General features: G+C 38.1%; 13 protein-coding genes and 1 tRNA gene. All 14 read right to left on the reverse strand.

From position 1 onward, the window contains the following. Window positions 1-104: 104 nt before the first annotated feature. Window positions 105-2,204, reverse strand: coding sequence for an elongation factor G (gene fusA / locus KO509_RS08695; RefSeq protein ID WP_215972894.1), 2,100 nt, complete (start codon window positions 2,202-2,204; stop codon window positions 105-107). Window positions 2,205-2,445: 241 nt separating this feature from the next. After that, entirely contained in the window at window positions 2,446-2,919 is a 474-nt protein-coding gene (rpsG, locus tag KO509_RS08700) for a 30S ribosomal protein S7 (protein ID WP_215972895.1), read from the reverse strand. Between the two features lie 119 nt (window positions 2,920-3,038). Then, a complete protein-coding gene (rpsL, locus tag KO509_RS08705) occupies window positions 3,039-3,413 on the reverse strand; it encodes a 30S ribosomal protein S12 (protein WP_011045492.1) in 375 nt (124 codons plus the stop codon). Between the two features lie 291 nt (window positions 3,414-3,704). Next, entirely contained in the window at window positions 3,705-7,913 is a 4,209-nt protein-coding gene (rpoC, locus tag KO509_RS08710) for a DNA-directed RNA polymerase subunit beta' (protein WP_215972896.1), read from the reverse strand. A gap of 114 nt (window positions 7,914-8,027) precedes the next feature. Further along, window positions 8,028-12,056, reverse strand: coding sequence for a DNA-directed RNA polymerase subunit beta (gene rpoB / locus KO509_RS08715; protein WP_215972897.1), 4,029 nt, complete (start codon window positions 12,054-12,056; stop codon window positions 8,028-8,030). Window positions 12,057-12,302: 246 nt separating this feature from the next. Continuing rightward, window positions 12,303-12,668: a 50S ribosomal protein L7/L12 gene (gene rplL / locus KO509_RS08720; RefSeq protein WP_215972898.1), complete on the reverse strand. Its 366-nt coding sequence runs from the start codon at window positions 12,666-12,668 to the stop codon at window positions 12,303-12,305. 106 nt (window positions 12,669-12,774) lie between these two features. Then, the gene (rplJ, locus tag KO509_RS08725) at window positions 12,775-13,269 is read right to left on the reverse strand and encodes a 50S ribosomal protein L10 (protein ID WP_215972899.1); all 495 of its coding nucleotides are present in this window, start codon (window positions 13,267-13,269) and stop codon (window positions 12,775-12,777) included. Between the two features lie 346 nt (window positions 13,270-13,615). Further along, entirely contained in the window at window positions 13,616-14,314 is a 699-nt protein-coding gene (gene rplA / locus KO509_RS08730; protein WP_215972900.1) for a 50S ribosomal protein L1, read from the reverse strand. Between the two features lie 3 nt (window positions 14,315-14,317). Beyond that, window positions 14,318-14,746, reverse strand: a complete 429-nt coding sequence (rplK, locus tag KO509_RS08735) for a 50S ribosomal protein L11 (protein WP_215972901.1) — start codon at window positions 14,744-14,746, stop codon at window positions 14,318-14,320. A 252-nt stretch (window positions 14,747-14,998) separates the two neighbouring features. Beyond that, a complete protein-coding gene (nusG, locus tag KO509_RS08740) occupies window positions 14,999-15,610 on the reverse strand; it encodes a transcription termination/antitermination protein NusG (RefSeq protein WP_215972902.1) in 612 nt (203 codons plus the stop codon). Then, on the reverse strand, window positions 15,610-15,993 hold the full coding sequence (secE, locus tag KO509_RS08745) for a preprotein translocase subunit SecE (protein ID WP_215972903.1): 384 nt from the start codon (window positions 15,991-15,993) through the stop codon (window positions 15,610-15,612). The genes nusG and secE overlap by 1 nt, the downstream gene beginning before the upstream one ends. A 71-nt stretch (window positions 15,994-16,064) precedes the next feature. Continuing rightward, window positions 16,065-16,141: transfer RNA gene (locus tag KO509_RS08750), tRNA-Trp, on the reverse strand. Between the two features lie 299 nt (window positions 16,142-16,440). Then, window positions 16,441-18,153: a potassium/proton antiporter gene (locus KO509_RS08755; RefSeq protein ID WP_215972904.1), complete on the reverse strand. Its 1,713-nt coding sequence runs from the start codon at window positions 18,151-18,153 to the stop codon at window positions 16,441-16,443. Window positions 18,154-19,020: 867 nt separating this feature from the next. After that, on the reverse strand, window positions 19,021-19,110 hold a 90-nt coding region (locus KO509_RS18195), incomplete at its 5' end, for a hypothetical protein (protein ID WP_215972336.1).

A 19,110-nucleotide genomic window follows, 5' to 3' on the forward strand; every position in this document is an offset into this window, starting at 1 on the left:
AATTTTTCTTTAGCCATTTTTCAATTACCTTAAAGTTTCTTTGCTATAAAAAATAAAAGCAACAGTCAAAACGACCGCGCTTGTTGTAAATCATTAATGGAACCCTAACGAGTTTCCATTATTTTTTGTGCTACCAATTTCGGTGCTTCATTATACTGCTGAAACTCCATAGAGTAAGATGCACGACCTTGTGTAGCACTACGCAAGTCGGTAGCATAACCGAACATTTCGGCTAAGGGTACCAATGCATTTACAATTTTCGAACCTGCTGGACCTTCGTCCATACCGTCAATAATACCTCGACGGCGGTTTAAATCCCCTACAACATCACCCATATTGGCTTCAGGTGTAGTTACTTCAACTTTCATTATCGGCTCTAAGATAACAGGATTCGCTTCAAGCGCCCCTTTTCTAAAGCCCATAGATGCAGCGACTTTAAATGCCATCTCGTTAGAGTCGACATCATGAAAAGAGCCATCATAAAGTGTAACCTTTATATCTAATAATGGATAACCAGCGACAACACCACTGTCCATTTGCTCTTTACAACCTTTTTCGATCGCAGGGATAAATTCTTTTGGTACAGTACCGCCAACGATTTCGTTAACAAACTCGAAACCAGCACCTTCTTCATTTGGCTCCATTTTCAACCAAACATGACCATATTGTCCTTTACCACCTGATTGACGAACAAATTTACCTTCAACTTCAACCGTACTGCGAATTGTTTCTCGGTAAGAAACTTGTGGATTACCAACATTACATTCAACGCCAAATTCACGCTTCATACGCTCAACAAGAATATCTAAGTGTAGCTCACCCATACCTGATATAATTGTTTGTCCAGTTTCGTCATCCGTTGCCACTTTAAATGACGGATCTTCTGCAGCCAGTTTACCTAATGCAATACCCATTTTTTCTTGGGCTGCAAGTGTTCTCGGCTCTACTGCAACCGAAATAACCGGTTCAGGAAACTCCATACGCTCAAGTGTAATTACATTTCCACCGTCACATAAAGTATCACCCGTAGTCACATCTTTCAAACCTATTGCTGCAGCAATATCACCCGCACGCACTTCTTGAATTTCTTTTCTGTCATTTGCATGCATTTGAACAATACGGCCGAAACGTTCTTTTTTGCCTTTAACGGGATTATAAACACTATCTCCAGTCTTCACTACACCTGAATATACACGGAAGAAAGTTAATGTTCCAACAAAGGGATCAGTCGCAATTTTAAAAGCCAGTGCTGAAAATGGTGCACTGTCATCTGCTGGACGAGTTCCTTCTGTTTCATCTTTATCATCATTAATACCAGTAATCGCTGCTACTTCTGTAGGCGAAGGTAAGTATTCAATAACCGCATCTAGTACCGCTTGCACACCTTTATTTTTAAAAGCACTGCCACAGCCACATAAAATGATCTCATTCGAAATGGTTCTAGCGCGTAAACCTACTTTTATTTCATCTTCAGTTAAATCACCTTCTTCAAGGTATTTATCCATTAAGTCATCATTAGCTTCAGCAGCTTCAGATACTAAATTGTCACGCCACTCTTCAGCAATACCCTGTAAATCAGTTGGAATATCTTCATAGCTGAAAGTCATACCATGATCATCTTCATTCCAGTTGATAGCTTTCATTTTAACAAGGTCAACAATACCTTGAAAGTCATCTTCAGCACCAATGGGAATATAGATTGGCACAGCATTAGCACCTAAACGCGTTTTAAGTTGTTCTACAACTGAGAAAAAGTTAGCACCTGTTCTATCCATTTTATTAACGAATACTATGCGAGGTACTTCATATTTTTCCATTTGACGCCAAACAGTTTCTGTTTGTGGCTGAACACCAGATGAACCACATAACACAAGTACAGCACCATCAAGCACACGTAGTGAACGCTCAACTTCAATCGTAAAATCAACGTGACCAGGCGTATCAATAATATTGATATGATGATCATCAAATTGTGCTTCCATCCCCTTCCAGAAACAAGTGATTGCGGCAGAGGTGATAGTTATACCACGCTCTTGCTCTTGCTCCATCCAGTCTGTAGTTGCGGCACCGTCGTGAACTTCACCAATTTTATGTGATAAACCAGTATAAAATAATATACGTTCCGTGGTTGTCGTTTTACCTGCATCTACATGCGCACAAATACCGATATTACGATAGCGCTCTATAGGGGTTATACGGGCCAATTTTAATTCCTCTTGCAGTTATTAATTTACTTAAAAGTTAAATTAAATATCTTAAACCGAGTTCAGGTTAAATAATTAAATCAATTAAACATTTAATTGCGTAAACACTTAATTTATTTAACTATGATAAAAAACACATATTGTAAAAACAAGTATGGCTAGCAAGAATAATCTTGCTAGCCATGTGCTTACCCAAAGATAAGTCTTTAAGTAAGCATTACATTCAAACAGTACTTGGTTATTACCAGCGGTAGTGAGCGAATGCTTTGTTAGCTTCAGCCATACGGTGAACGTCTTCACGTTTCTTAACCGCTGAACCTTTGCTGTCAGACGCATCTAACATTTCGTTAGCTAGGCGCTGAGCCATTGATTTTTCACCACGTTTACGAGCTGCTTCAACTAACCAACGCATGGCTAGTGCATTACGACGCACTGGACGTACTTCAACTGGCACTTGATAAGTTGAACCACCAACACGACGAGATTTAACTTCGACTTGTGGACGGATGTTATCTAATGCTTCTTCGAACATCTCTAAATGAGTTTTCTCAGTATTTTTTTCAGTTAAAATGTCTAATGCACCGTAAACAATTTTTTCTGCAGTAGATTTTTTACCATCAACCATAAGGATGTTGATGAATTTTGCTAAAAGTTCGTTATGGAACTTAGGATCTGGCAATATTTTACGTTGCCCTACGACGCGTCTTCTTGGCATCTTAATTCTCCGTGTTATTCAGGTTTTACCCAAAATATATAAATTTTAAAAATTTGTTAATTTGGCCTTACTTAACGTTTCTCATCTTTTATCTACCAAGTAGATAAAGAGGGGAAAACTTAAGATTTAGGTCGTTTAGCACCGTATTTAGAACGGCCTTGTCTTCTATCGCTTACACCAGAACAATCTAGCGCGCCACGAACGGTGTGATAACGCACACCTGGTAAATCTTTAACACGACCACCACGGATTAAAATCACGCTATGCTCTTGTAAGTTATGACCTTCACCACCGATGTATGAAGTTACTTCGAAGCCGTTAGTTAAACGAACACGAGCTACTTTACGTAATGCTGAGTTAGGTTTTTTTGGTGTAGTTGTGTACACACGAGTACAAACGCCACGACGTTGTGGACAAGCTTGTAACGCCGGAACGTTACTTTTTGTTACTTGTCTAACACGTGGTTTACGTACTAGTTGGTTAATAGTTGCCATTATAGCTCCTGATTAGATAAAACAATGGGTAATTTTTATTGACTAAGTTTGCCAAATCACCCGCTAATAAACGTGAAATAATCTTACCTTAAAATTCAATGTCTACTAGGCACAGAATATAAGGTCGCGAAATTCTATAGGTCAATGGCCTAAGTGTCAAGTTATTAGTGAGGTTTCGGGTAACTATAGGCATAAAAAAACCGCACTCAAAAGAGTACGGTTTTTTATTTAATATTTATCATTTTAAAAGCTAAACAGTCTGTTCAACTCTAGATGATTAGTATTAACTTATTACGAGCCTAAGTCTGCACTTAAAGCATCAGCTAACGCTTTTTCAGCATCATCAGCAGATACTGTAGTATCTTCATGTGCGTCAAAAGCTGCTTTGGCTTTAGCACGTTCTTGATGATAAGCATAACCTGTACCTGCAGGAATTAAGCGACCAACAATAACGTTTTCTTTCAAGCCACGTAAGCCATCTTTCTTACCAGCAACAGCTGCTTCAGTAAGTACACGAGTCGTTTCTTGGAAAGATGCAGCTGAAATGAATGATTCAGTTGCCAATGATGCTTTAGTAATACCCATCATTTGCATTTCATATTCAGCAGGCTGTTTGCCTTGCTCTTCAAGTTCACGGTTTGCGATATTAACGCGCGCCACTTCAACTTGCTCACCTTTAAGGAACTCACTATCACCCGCATCAAGAATTTCACACTTACGGATCATTTGACGTACGATAACTTCGATATGCTTATCGTTAATCTTAACACCCTGTAAGCGGTATACTTCTTGTACTTCGTTTACGATATAGTTTGCTACAGGAGCAACACCACGTAAACGTAAGATATCATGTGGAGACTCTGGACCATCGGCAATAACTTCACCTTTAGCCACTTGCTCACCTTCAAACACGTTTAATTGACGTGTTTTAGGTATCATCTCTTCGTATACTTCTCCGCTAGGTTGAGTGATTAATAAACGCACTTTACCTTTGGTTTCTTTACCGAAGCCAATAACACCTGTTTTCTCTGCAAGGATAGCAGGTAGTTTAGGTTTACGCGCTTCAAATAAATCAGCAACACGAGGAAGACCACCCGTGATATCACGAGTTTTCGAACTTGCTTGTGGTATACGAGCTAACGCATCACCAATACTTACATCGGCACCATCTTCAAGGTTAACGATTGCATTACCTGGTAAATAGTAAAGTGCTGGAATTTCAGTACCCGCGATCATTACATCTTTACCTTTAGCATCGACTAGTTTCAATGCTGGACGCATTTCTTTACCACTAGCGCTACGTTGTGCAGCTTCAGTAATAACAATGCTTGATAAACCAGTTAATTCATCTGTTTGACGAACCATAGTTACGCCATCAATCAAATCAACAAACTGTACTTTACCTTTTACTTCAGTAATGATTGGATGAGTATGCGGATCCCAGTTGGCAATAGTATCGCCAGCAGTAACAGCTTCGCCATCATTCTTAGAAAGTACAGCACCGTAAGGTACTTTGTAGTTTTCAGTTACACGACCCATTTCATCAATAACGGTAAGTTCTGATGAACGTGAAGTAATAACAAGATGCTTATCTGAGTTAGTAACAAATTTAGCATTTTGTAACTTCAATGTACCTGAGTTGTTAACTTGTACGCTGTTTTCAGCAGAAGCTCTTGATGCTGCACCACCGATATGGAATGTACGCATGGTAAGCTGAGTACCTGGTTCACCAATTGATTGTGCTGCCACAACACCAATTGCTTCACCTTGGTTAATCATATGACCACGAGCCAAATCACGGCCGTAACAATATGCACAAATACCAAAATCTGTTTTACAAGTAATAATTGAACGTACTTTTATTTGATCTACTGAATTCTCTTCAATAACATCACACAAAGCTTCATCTATTAACGTGTTACGAGGAAGTAATACTTCATCAGTGTTTGGAATTAATACATCTTCACAAACTACACGACCTAACACACGCTCACGTAACGGCTCAACAACATCACCACCTTCAATCAATGGTGTCATTAATAAGCCATCTTCTGTACCACAGTCGTGCTCTGTTACTACTAAATCTTGTGCAACATCAACTAAACGACGAGTTAAGTAACCCGAGTTAGCTGTTTTAAGTGCCGTATCGGCCAAACCTTTACGCGCACCATGTGTTGAGATGAAGTATTCAGATACATTCAAACCTTCACGGAAGTTAGCTTTGATTGGTGTTTCGATGATTGAACCATCTGGTTTAGCCATCAAGCCACGCATACCCGCTAACTGACGAATCTGTGCAGCACTACCACGAGCACCGGAGTCAGCCATCATAAAGATAGAGTTAAATGAATCTTGCTCTTCCATTACACCATCACGGTTTAGGATTTGCTCTTTTGATAAGTTATCCATCATCGCTTTAGATACTTTTTCGTTCGCAGACGACCAAATATCAATAACTTTGTTGTATTTCTCACCAGCAGTAACAAGACCTTGGTCAAACTGTGCTTGAATTTCAGCAACTTCAGCTTCTGAATCTTCAATGATAGTGTACTTAGCATCAGGAATAACCATATCGTCGATACCAACAGAAGCACCAGCGATCATTGCATAATGGAAACCTGTATACATAATATGGTCAGCGAATATTACAGTATCTTTTAAACCAAGGTTACGATAAGCATGGTTAATCAACTTTGAGATAGCTTTTTTAGCTAACGGTTGATCAATAACGTCATATGGTAAACCTTTAGGACAAACTTGCCATAAAATAGCACGACCTACAGTAGTATCACGTAAACTAACTTTTTCTTCGAATTCGCCATTCGCATTTTTAACATGCTCAGTAATACGAATTTTAACACGTGCATGAAGCTCAGCTGCGCCGGTACGGTAAGCTTTTTCAGCTTCTTTAGTATCAACAAATACCATACCTTCACCTAAACCATTCACACGATCACGTGTTAGGTAATAAAGACCTAATACAACATCTTGTGATGGAACGATGATTGGCTCACCATTTGCTGGCGCTAATACGTTGTTAGTTGACATCATCAACGTACGTGCTTCCATTTGTGCTTCGATTGTCAACGGTACATGTACCGCCATTTGGTCACCATCGAAATCGGCATTGTATGCCGCACAAACTAATGGGTGAAGATGAATTGCTTTACCTTCAATTAGCACTGGTTCAAACGCTTGGATACCTAATCTATGCAATGTTGGTGCACGGTTAAGCATTACTGGATGTTCACGGATTACTTCATCAAGTACATCCCAAACTTCAGCGCCTTCACGTTCAACTAATTTCTTAGCTGCTTTGATAGTTGTCGCTAAACCACGACGCTCTAATACACCGTAGATAAATGGTTTGAATAATTCCAATGCCATTTTCTTTGGTAAACCACATTGATGTAATTTCAATGTTGGACCAACAGTGATTACAGAACGACCTGAGTAATCTACACGCTTACCAAGTAAGTTTTGACGGAAACGACCTTGCTTACCTTTAATCATATCGGCAAGTGATTTAAGAGGACGTTTGTTAGAACCAGTAATAGCACGACCACGACGACCGTTATCTAAAAGTGCATCAACAGATTCTTGTAACATACGTTTTTCGTTACGTACGATAATATCTGGAGCAACTAAGTCTAGAAGACGTTTTAAACGATTGTTACGGTTAATAACACGACGGTAAAGATCATTAAGATCTGAAGTCGCGAAACGACCGCCATCTAGTGGTACTAATGGACGTAAATCAGGCGGTAAAATAGGTAGAACATTCATAATCATCCACTCAGGCTTATTGCCTGAAGCAGCGAATGCTTCCATTAATTTTAAACGCTTAGTAATTTTCTTACGTTTAGTCTCACTACCAATCTCTGGCAATTCTTCACGCATCTGCGCTACTTCACCGTCAAGATCAATTTGTTGTAGTAAAGCTAATACCGCTTCAGCACCCATTAGGGCATCGAATTCATCACCATGTTCTTCTAACGCATCAAGATACTCTTCTTCCGTTAAAATTTGGCTTTTTTCTAGTGTTGTCATACCTGGTTCGGTAACAACATAAGATTCGAAATAAAGCACACGTTCAATATCACGTAACGTCATATCAAGTAATAAACCAATACGCGAAGGTAATGATTTTAAAAACCAAATATGCGCAACAGGGCTAGCTAATTCAATATGCCCCATACGTTCACGACGAACTTTAGTTAAGGTAACCTCAACGCCACATTTCTCACAGATAACACCGCGATGTTTTAAACGCTTGTATTTACCACAAAGACATTCATAGTCTTTTACTGGTCCAAAAATACGCGCACAAAATAAACCATCACGTTCTGGTTTAAACGTACGATAGTTAATGGTTTCAGGCTTTTTAACTTCACCAAATGACCAAGAACGTACCAAGTCCGGCGATGCTAGACCGATGCGAATACCATCAAAATCTTCTGTTTGATTTTGTTGCTTAAGAAACTTAAGTAAATCTTTCACACTATTCTCCTGTCGGAGTTAAATCTCTAGAAGAAGGTAAATATCTTACCTTCTCCCCTTACTGCGTCACAGGTTATGTTAATAACCTGTGGTCAGCTACTTATTACTTAGAGCCTAATCTAAGTCTAGTTCAATATTTATACCTAAAGAACGAATTTCTTTAAGTAATACATTGAATGACTCAGGAATACCCGGATCCATACGATGATCACCATCAACTAAGTTTTTATACATCTTAGTACGACCAGCAACATCATCAGACTTAACCGTTAGCATTTCTTGTAGAGTATAAGCTGCACCATATGCTTCTAGTGCCCATACTTCCATCTCACCAAAACGCTGGCCACCGAACTGAGCTTTACCACCAAGTGGTTGCTGAGTTACTAATGAGTATGAACCAGTTGAACGCGCATGCATTTTGTCATCAACTAAATGGTTTAGTTTCAACATATACATGTAGCCAACAGTTACAGGACGTTCAAACTCACGACCTGTACGTCCATCAGTTAATGTAAACTGACCACTTTGAGGCATATCTGCAAGTTTAAATAACTCTTTAATTTCTTTTTCTGCAGCGCCATCAAATGCTGGTGTTGCAATCGGTAAACCTGCACGCAAGTTACCGGCTAAACGCAATACTTCATCATCAGAGAAACTAGCAACATCAACTTCTTGACGAGATTCACCGACATTGTAAACTTCTTGAAGGAAGTTACGTAGTTTATGAATTTCTTGTTGTGCTTCTAACATACGATTGATTTTTTCACCGATACCGCGACACGCCATACCTAAATGAGTTTCTAAAATCTGACCGATGTTCATACGTGATGGAACACCTAATGGGTTAAGCACTACATCTACTGGCACACCGTATTGATCGTATGGCATATCTTCAACAGGTACTACGTTTGAAATAACACCTTTGTTACCATGACGACCAGCCATTTTATCACCTGGCTGAATACGACGTTTAACAGCTAAATAAACTTTAACTATTTTTAATACGCCTGGTTGTAAATCATCACCTTGCGTGATCTTACGACGTTTAACTTCAAACTTCTTATCGAAATCTTCTTTAATGTTGTCGTATTGCTCAGCAATTTGTTCAAGTTCAGCTTGTTGTTCTTCATTAGATAAGTTTTGCGTTAACCACTTATCACGAGACATTGAAGTTAAATCTGATTCACTTAAGCCTGCAGACAATAATAATTTCTTAGTACGTGCGTAAATACCATCTTCTAAAATGCTTAGTTCATCGCCAAGATCTTTCTTAACTTCTCTAAGTTGCATTTCTTCAATTTCTACTGCACGAGCATCTTTTTCAACACCGTCGCGCGTAAATATTTGAACATCAATGATAGTACCTTTTACTGAATTTGGTACACGTAAAGAGCTGTCTTTAACATCAGCCGCTTTCTCACCAAAAATTGCACGTAAAAGTTTTTCTTCTGGTGTTAATTGCGTTTCACCTTTAGGAGTAACTTTACCCACTAAAATATCACCGCCATTAACTTCAGCACCAATATAAACAACACCAGCTTCATCTAATTTAGATAACGCTGACTCACCAACATTAGGAATATCAGCAGTAATTTCTTCTGATCCTAATTTAGTATCACGAGCGATACACGTTAGTTCTTGAATATGAATAGTAGTAAATCTGTCTTCAATTGCTACACGCTCAGATAACAACATTGAATCTTCAAAGTTGTAACCATTCCAAGGCATGAAAGCGATACGCATGTTTTGACCTAAAGCCAATTCACCCATATCTGTAGAAGGACCATCAGCTAATACATCACCACGTACAACAGGTTCACCCATACGACACACTGGACGTTGGTTGATACAAGTGTTTTGGTTAGAACGTGTATATTTAGTTAAGTTATAAATATCAATACCGGCTTCACCAGCATGCATTTCTTTTTCATTAACTTTAACAACAATACGTGAAGCATCAACATAACTGACTACACCACCACGTTTAGCTACGGCTGTAACACCAGAATCAACTGCTACAACTTTTTCCATACCAGTACCAACTAACGGCTTATCTACGATAAGTGTTGGTACTGCTTGACGTTGCATGTTCGATCCCATCAAAGCACGGTTAGCATCATCGTGTTCAAGGAATGGAATAAGTGACGCAGCAACAGAAATAATTTGTTGTGGCGATACATCCATATACTGAACTTCAGCAGGTGCTTTTAATGTAAATTCATTTTTATGACGACAGTTAACTAAGTCTTCAGTTAACTTATTATCTGCGTCATTTACAGCGTTTGCCTGAGCGATAACAAAGTTACCCTCTTCAATTGCTGATAAATAATCAATATCATTAGTCACTACACCGTCAATAACTTTGCGGTATGGAGTTTCTAAGAAACCAAAATCATTAGTACGTGCGTAACAAGAAAGCGAGTTGATCAAACCAATGTTTGGACCCTCTGGCGTTTCGATTGGACAAACACGACCGTAATGCGTTGGATGTACATCTCGTACTTCAAAACCAGCACGTTCACGCGTTAAACCACCTGGACCTAATGCAGAAATACGACGCTTATGCGTTACCTCTGATAACGGGTTGTTTTGATCCATAAACTGAGACAACTGTGAAGAGCCAAAGAACTCTTTCACTGCCGCAGAAATTGGTTTAGCGTTGATTAAATCTTGTGGCATGATTGCATCTAAGTCACCAAGACTTAAACGTTCACGTACAGCACGCTCAACACGAACTAAACCTACACGGAATTGGTTTTCAGCCATTTCACCAACAGAGCGAATACGACGGTTACCTAAATGATCGATATCATCAACTTCACCTTTACCGTCACGAATGTCGATTAAGGTTTTCATTACTGAAACAATATCTTCTTTAGATAAAATACCAGAACCGATATCATCAGCATTACCAACACGACGGTTAAACTTCATACGACCTACAGTAGATAAGTCATAACGTTCAGAAGCGAAGAATAAATTATTAAATAATGTATCTGCTGCATCTTTTGTCGGTGGCTCGCCTGGGCGCATCATACGGTAAATTTCAACTAACGCTTCTAAGCGGTTAGTTGAGCTATCAACACGTAACGTATCTGACATATATGAACCAACATCGAATTCATTCATATATAAAGTAGATATTGTTTTATGACCTGCTTGGCTAAGCTCTGCTAATAACTCCAACGTTAATTCAGCATTTGCTTCAGCAACAACTTCACCCGTAGACTTGTCGATATAAGCTTTTGATAAAACTTTACCAACAATATATTCAGCTGGTACTTCTAATTTATCAATTTTTGCTTTTTCTAAAGAACGAATGTGTCGTGCAGTGATACGACGACCTGATTCAACTAATACTTCACCTTTCTTAATTGAAATGTCGAATGTAGCAGTTTCACCACGAAGACGATCAGGAATAAGATCCATGACCAACTTATCACCTTTGATAACAAAGTTAGTTGTGTCATAGAAAATATCTAAAATTTCTTCTGTAGAATATTCTAATGCACGTAGCATGATTGACGCTGGTAATTTACGACGTCTATCGATACGAACAAATAAATTATCTTTTGGATCAAATTCAAAATCTAACCATGAACCACGGTAAGGAATAACGCGTGCGTTATATAAAACTTTACCCGATGAATGCGTTTTACCTTTATCGTGATCAAAGAATACACCAGGAGAACGGTGTAATTGTGAAACGATAACACGCTCAGTACCATTAATTACAAAAGTACCGTTATCTGTCATCAACGGGATTTCACCCATGTACACTTCTTGTTCTTTGATATCTTTTACAGTACCTGCCGGAGCTTCTTTATCGTAAACCACTAAACGTAATTTAACGCGTAGCGGTGCAGAATAAGTTACACCACGTATTTGACATTCTTTAACATCAAATAACGGTTCACCTAAACGATAGCTTACATATTGTAATTCTGAGCTACCTGAATAAGCTTTAATTGGGAAAATAGAACGGAAAGCAGCCTCTAGACCGGTTTCACCTGTGGTATCAATATCAATAAACTTGCGGAAAGAATCGAGTTGAATGGACAACAAAAATGGATATTCCATTACTTGTGCACTTTTACCAAAGTCCTTTCTAATTCGCTTTTTCTCAAAGTATGAGTAAGCCATGGGGTTCCTCAGCTTGCTGGTTATGGCCAAATCTGCCTTGTAAGTTTTCCTTACATAGACAGGTTATTTAGATAATGTTTACGTCTAAACATTACTAGATGATCAAAAGTCATCTAACACTTAATAATGCACTGTTTTCTTAAAAAAACATATTATGTTTTTCTAGCAATAAAAAGCGCAAAAAGGCCGGTGACGTTTAAATCACCAGCCATGCCTTTTCAGGCAAATAATCTGTTTATTAACAGACTATTTGATCTCAACAGAAGCACCAGCTTCTTCAAGAGTTTTCTTAAGCTCTTCTGCTTCAGCTTTATCTACGCCTTCTTTAAGCGTACCAAGAGCTTCAACTAAGTCTTTAGCTTCTTTAAGGCCTAAACCTGTAGCGCCACGAACTGCTTTGATTACTGCAACTTTCTTCTCACCGAAGCCAGTTAAAACAACGTCAAATTCACTTTGTTCTTCAGCAGAACCACCAGCGTCACCGCCAGCAACAGCAACAGCTGCAGCAGCTGATACGCCGAATTTTTCTTCCATTGCTTCGATTAATGCAACAACGTCCATTACTGACATTTCAGCAACTGCGTTTAAGATATCGTCTTTTGAAATAGACATACTATAATTTCCTAATTTTAATTAAACAGATTTTTTTTATAAAAAATACTGTTTGAAATAACTATAAATACAAAAAGCTTGGTTTTAAGCAATAAACTTAAATAACCTATGCAGCTTCTTGTTCTTTCTGATCGCGAACTGCAGCAATCGTGCGGACTAATTTGCCTGCAGATGCTTCTTTCATAGCGCTCATTAAACGGGCAATAGCTTCGTCGTAAGTAGGTAGCTTAGCTAACATATTTACGTCTACAACATTACCTTCAAATGCAGCTGCTTTTAATTCAAATTTTTCGTTAGTTTTAGCGAAATCAGTGAATAAACGTGCAGCAGCACCTGGATGTTCGTTTGAAAATGCAATTAATGTAGGTCCTTTAAATGTGTCATCAACACATTCAAATTCAGTACCAGCTACTGCACGACGTGCTAATGTGTTACGGACAACTTTCATCCATACGCCATTCTCACGTGCTTGCTTACGTAGCACTGTAATTGCTTCAACTGTTACACCGCGGGCATCCGCAATAACAACTGATTGAGCGCCAGCGGCAGCTTCTTGAACTTCAGCAACAATTGCTTTTTTGTCATCAAGATTGATAGCCATTGGCTTTAACTCCTGGTTCACCGGGGTTTATGCCGGTATTTACAATCCCTAGAATACATAATTGTATACTAGGCCATTACGGCGAGGACCAGAATTTAAGGAAAAAATATCTGGGTAATCACCATCTACGTAGGAAATATTAAGTTTTAATCTTCCTCAGAATTCCAGAAGGAAAACCTATTCAATAAAAACTCCTACGGTCTTGGACGGGGGTTATATCATTGAATTTAAAAGATTTTCATCTAAAAAACAGCAATATAACTCCTACCAAAATTTAAGGGGCGAAATTATAGATTATAATTTCGCCTTTGTAAAGCTTCAATCAAAAAGCCCTACTTTATCAATATTAAGCTTGCGATAAACTAGCTTGGTTAACGGCTACGCCGGCACCCATAGTAGTTGAAAGAGAAACTTTTTTAAGATATTGACCTTTAGCATTTGCTGGTTTTGCTTTTTTAAGTGCATCTAACAAAAACTCTAGGTTTTCTTGTAACTGTGCAGGTTCGAAATCAGCCTTACCAATAGTAGTATGGATGATACCGTTCTTGTCGTTGCGGTAACGAACTTGACCAGACTTAGCGTTTTTAACAGCGCCAGCTACATCAGGAGTTACAGTACCAACTTTAGGGTTAGGCATTAAACCACGTGGGCCTAAGATTTGACCTAGTTGACCAACAACACGCATAGCGTCTGGAGAAGCGATTACAACATCAAAGTTCATTTCGCCTTTTTTAACTAGCTCAGCTAAATCTTCCATACCAACTACGTCAGCACCAGCTTCTTTAGCTTTTTCTGCATTTGCACCTTGTGTAAATACAGCAACACGTACATCACGGCCCGTACCATTTGGTAATACTGCAGCACCACGAACGTTTTGATCTGATTTACGAGCATCAATACCAAGGTTTACAGCAACATCTACGCTTTCGCGGAATTTTGCTGTAGCAAATTCTTTTAATAAAGCAACTGCTTCAGTGATATCATATTCTTTTGTTACGTCTACTTTTTCACGGATAAGACGAGCGCGTTTTGATAATTTAGCCATTGATTAGTCCTCTACCACTAAACCCATTGAACGAGCAGAGCCCGCAATGGTACGCACTGCAGCTTCTAATGAACCAGCAGTTAAATCAGGTTCTTTTGTCTTAACGATTTCTTCAAGTTGTGCTGTAGTAACAGTACCAACTTTTTCTGTGTTAGGACGACCAGAGCCGCTTTTCACACCAGCAGCTTTTAGAAGTAAATAAGCAGCAGGTGGAGTTTTAGTTTCAAAAGTAAATGAACGGTCATTATATACAGTAATTACTACTGGAACCGGAGCATTTTTCTCTAAAGAATCTGTTTTTGCGTTAAACGCTTTACAGAATTCCATGATGTTAACACCATGTTGACCTAATGCAGGACCAACCGGTGGTGACGGGTTAGCTGCACCAGCAGCTACTTGTAGCTTGATTAAAGCTTGGACTTTTTTAGCCATTTTAAAATACCTTTATTGTGGGTAGTTAACGCAAATTACTGCGAACAGTTTTCGCTTCCCTGTTTACTAAATCGTATTTTAACCTAATTTATTCAAAAAGGCTGATTTAGGCCGCGCTAAAAAAACGCGGCAGCGGATTATATATTAATCAATCACTAAGTTTCAAGTACTTTTCGACGAAGACTAATTAATAAAAACAAAAAACCAAAGACAGAGCTTTGGTTTTTTTATTCATATTATGTATAAAGAAGCTTAGCTTCCTTTTTCTACCTGACCAAATTCAAGATCAACCGGTGTTGAACGACCGAAAATAAGTACAGATACTTTAATTCTATTCTTCTCATAATCAAGTTCTTCAACAACACCATTAAAGTCTGCAAATGGTCCGTCAATAACACGAATAACTTCGCCTGGTTCAAACAATGTTTTAGGCTTAGGCTTATCAGTATCAACTAAACGCTGTAATATGCGATCCGCTTCTTTTTGAGTTATCGGTGCAGGTCTTTCTTTAGTACCACCAATAAAACCTAATACGCGTGGAACACTTTTAACTAAATGCCATGATTCGTCATCAAGCTCCATGTGAACAAGTACGTAACCAGGAAAGAATTTACGAGAACTCTTACGCTTTTGGCCAGCTCTCATTTCCACTACTTCTTCTGTAGGTACTAGAATCTCACCAAACTTTTCTTGTAGACCATTGATTTCAACATGCTCTACTAATGTTTTTTGAACACGACCTTCATAACCAGAGAAAGCCTGTACAACATACCATCTTAACTTTGGATTTTGATTAACAACTTTTTCTTCTGTCTCTTCGCCTTCGCTACCATCAACAGAATTTTCAATAAAACCTTCAGACATTATAATACCTTCATACCTGTAATTAAGCCGACCGCCCAGAAAAGAACAGAATCTAAACCCCAAAGTAGTAATGACATTAATAATGTAACCACTAAAACAATACCTGTTGTTTGGATAGCTTCTTGGCGTGTTGGCCAAACGACTTTACGAACTTCAGTTCGTGATTCTTTAGCAAATGCAACAGCAGTACGACCCTTTAATGTTTGCATAGCAATTAAACCTGCAACACCCACAGCAACTACAACTCCTACAGCACGTAGTAATACTGATTCTTGACCATAATAATAGTTACCACCAATAGCGGCAATTAATAATAAGACAATAATGCCCCATTTTAAACCGTCTAATGAGTTACTTGGTTGTTCTTCTGTACTTGCATTCATATTTCTATCCGTAATTGTCATCAAATGTGAAACTGTTTAGAAACGCGATTTACGCGAAGCCTTTATCAATATGGCAGGGGTGGAGAGACTCGAACTCCCAACCATCGGTTTTGGAGACCGCTGTTCTACCAATTGGAACTACACCCCTACAATGCATTTAGTATTTAAACGTCTACTAAAGCAATAGTTACACTTATCGGATGAATCTTAGTTTTTTGGGAATTAAGAGATACTCGAGAAGTGAGGCGCTATTATACTCAGTCAATCAGTTTACTCAAGGGATATTTACAAGATAATCGATAGCTGTCCTATATAAAATTAGGCTTTACGTTAAAAAATAACATTAAAATATCTAATTATAAGGGTAACAAATAGCTCATATCTCTTAAATCAATCTTAGTAATTTTCAATTTCTGCAGCTAAATTTACCATCTTAAACCTATAATACTACTTATCATTTACTACAATCCCCACCGTAATAATACGCTGGTCAACCATTTCTCTAACATATAAATGAATATTTTCTAATTGTGCCACAGCATCTATGAAGGGTGCCGTATCAAGGGTTGACTTAATTAGTTGTTCTAATGTCGCTTGCCCTTCCCCCATAATTTCAATACCGTAAGAGTTTCCTATATGGTCAACACAAGTATTCCCTTTAACTTTTAATTCTCTATTCGGTAATTCTTCACTCTCAGTATCAAGTTTTCCTGAAAAAACATAATCAACAAATGCACGTATGCTTGGCTTTAATACGATAAATATTTGATCTTCAGATTGTAGAAGTGTTGACCCTCGTGGTGCAATAACTTTACCTGATCGAGTGATCATCGCCATAACGGCATGCTCAGGAAGGGCTAAATGAGAAATACGTCGGCCTATAGCTGGAGAATTGGAGCCTAACGTATATTCCACAATATCTGCATCTACGTCACCAAGCGCAGTAATCTCTAGTGTTGCTGCAGGAGTTACTGGTGGTGGTAAGGTTAATTTTAGCTTCTTCGCCATCCAAGCTAAACTTGAGCCTTGTAAGGTCGCTGAAATAAGCACAACAAAAAAGACCACATTGAAAATAAGCGATGCACCAGGCAAGCCAAAAATCAAAGGAAATATTGCTAATATTATCGGTACAGAGCCTCGTAATCCAACCCATGAAACCAGCGTAATTTCCCGCATATTAAAGCCAAATAATGCTAGCGTAGGAATAACAGCAAGTGGCCTAGCAACAAATATTAAGACGAAGGCTATCAGTAAACCTTCAAACCATACATCTAACAAAGACGTTGGCGTTATTAATAAGCCTAAAACAACAAACATGGTTATTTGACTTAGCCAGGCTAAACCATCATGGAAGAGAAAAGTACTACGTTGGAAAACAAAACGACTATTGCCGATAACAACACCGGTAATAAATACAGCTAAAAATCCACTACCACCAATATTAGCTGTAATACCAAAAGATAACATACCACAAGCAGCGACTAATACTGGATACAAACCAGCTGAAACTAACTGAATACGATTAATCAATTTAACAGAAAGCCAACCAACAGTCAGTCCTACAACAGCGCCTAGCCCCATTTGAGATATAAACATCAAGAATAAATCTGTACCTGGCTTCATGCCATTAACAAGTACCTCTAACAATCCAACAGTTAAAAATATTGCCATAGGATCGTTTGAAGCACTCTCAATTTCTAATGTTGCTTTTAACTTTTTATTCAGGTGAATACCTGCGTTTCTCAGTAATGAAAATACAGCAGCTGCATCCGTTGAACCAACGATTGCACCAAGTAACATACCTTGAAGTAACGGTATCTCTAAAATATAAGCCGCGGCTAGCCCTGTAACGATACCAGTAATTAATACGCCAAAAGTAGCTAATGCAGAGGCAGGCTTCCAGACACGTTTAACCGCTTTAAAAGGTGTTTGTAACCCACCATCAAACAATATAATAGCTAAGGCTAAGGTGCCTAAGGAATGAGCAGCATCCGCGTTATCAAAGAAAATTCCTCCAGGGCCATCTTCACCTGCTAGCATGCCGACTATTAAAAATAGTACAAGTACAGGTAAGCCTAAGCGAGCAGATAACTTACTCGAAATAATACCAAGTAAAATAAGAACTGCTGATAACAATATTATTTGGTCGATTAAAAACATATTTACTCTCATTAGTAGCCATTAAATAGCTATGATTTATTGTAAAAATTATTAAATATTACATCTAAGAACAACTTTACTGAGCCAATTAATGACATAACTACAGTATTGGTCTTAACAATCAAATTGATAAATGGGTAAAATACATATCCATCAAAAATGAATCTATGCAAAGATAAAAGTAAGACACTAGATTATTTAGATGTTACACAACTTGACTTTGTTTGAGTCATTCATGACTAAGTTGTATTGCTAATTTTCTGAGGAACACTCTAGCTCTACTTTATCAAATATTGTGCCACCATAATATTTTATTTTATTTTATTTTGTTATATCACTTATATAAAAGCGTATAAATCAAATGAAAAATATTAAGGCATTCTTCAAAAAGTATCTTTGGCTACATCTATATTTACAACTTTACAGCTCTAAGTTGCGTCTCACTACGTCCATATATAAGGTATATTTTGTCAAAATCAACAAGGTAATATTCCATGTCATTAGTTGCCAATAGTTAAGCTATAAATCTGTTAGCTATAAAAAAAATAAGGTAAGTAGTAATAAAGATACAATCATTAGAATGTGACGATAAGACAATTAATAGCGGCATATAGTAATCCATTATATTGGCATTTCATTTGCCTTTAAGACATTGAGGCCAGCTTATGATGAGAGTTATACCCGTTTTATTAATTAAGTGAACAATCTTATACGTAGAAAAAATGGCCAAATTCAAGGTGTCTATTTAACAACACGTTGTACTAATTATTAAATAAATAAAAACAAAAAAGGCCGCAGAAGCGACCTTTTTTATTCATTAACCTTTTGTGTTCGCTAACCAATAGGTTAACTACAATAAAGTGTTAATTACTCGATGATTGCAGATACAACACCAGCACCAACAGTACGACCACCTTCACGGATTGCGAAGCGTAATCCTTCGTCCATCGCTACTGG

Origin of the sequence: Colwellia sp. C2M11, assembly GCF_018860915.1 — a bacterium.
GTDB lineage: Bacteria > Pseudomonadota > Gammaproteobacteria > Enterobacterales > Alteromonadaceae > Colwellia.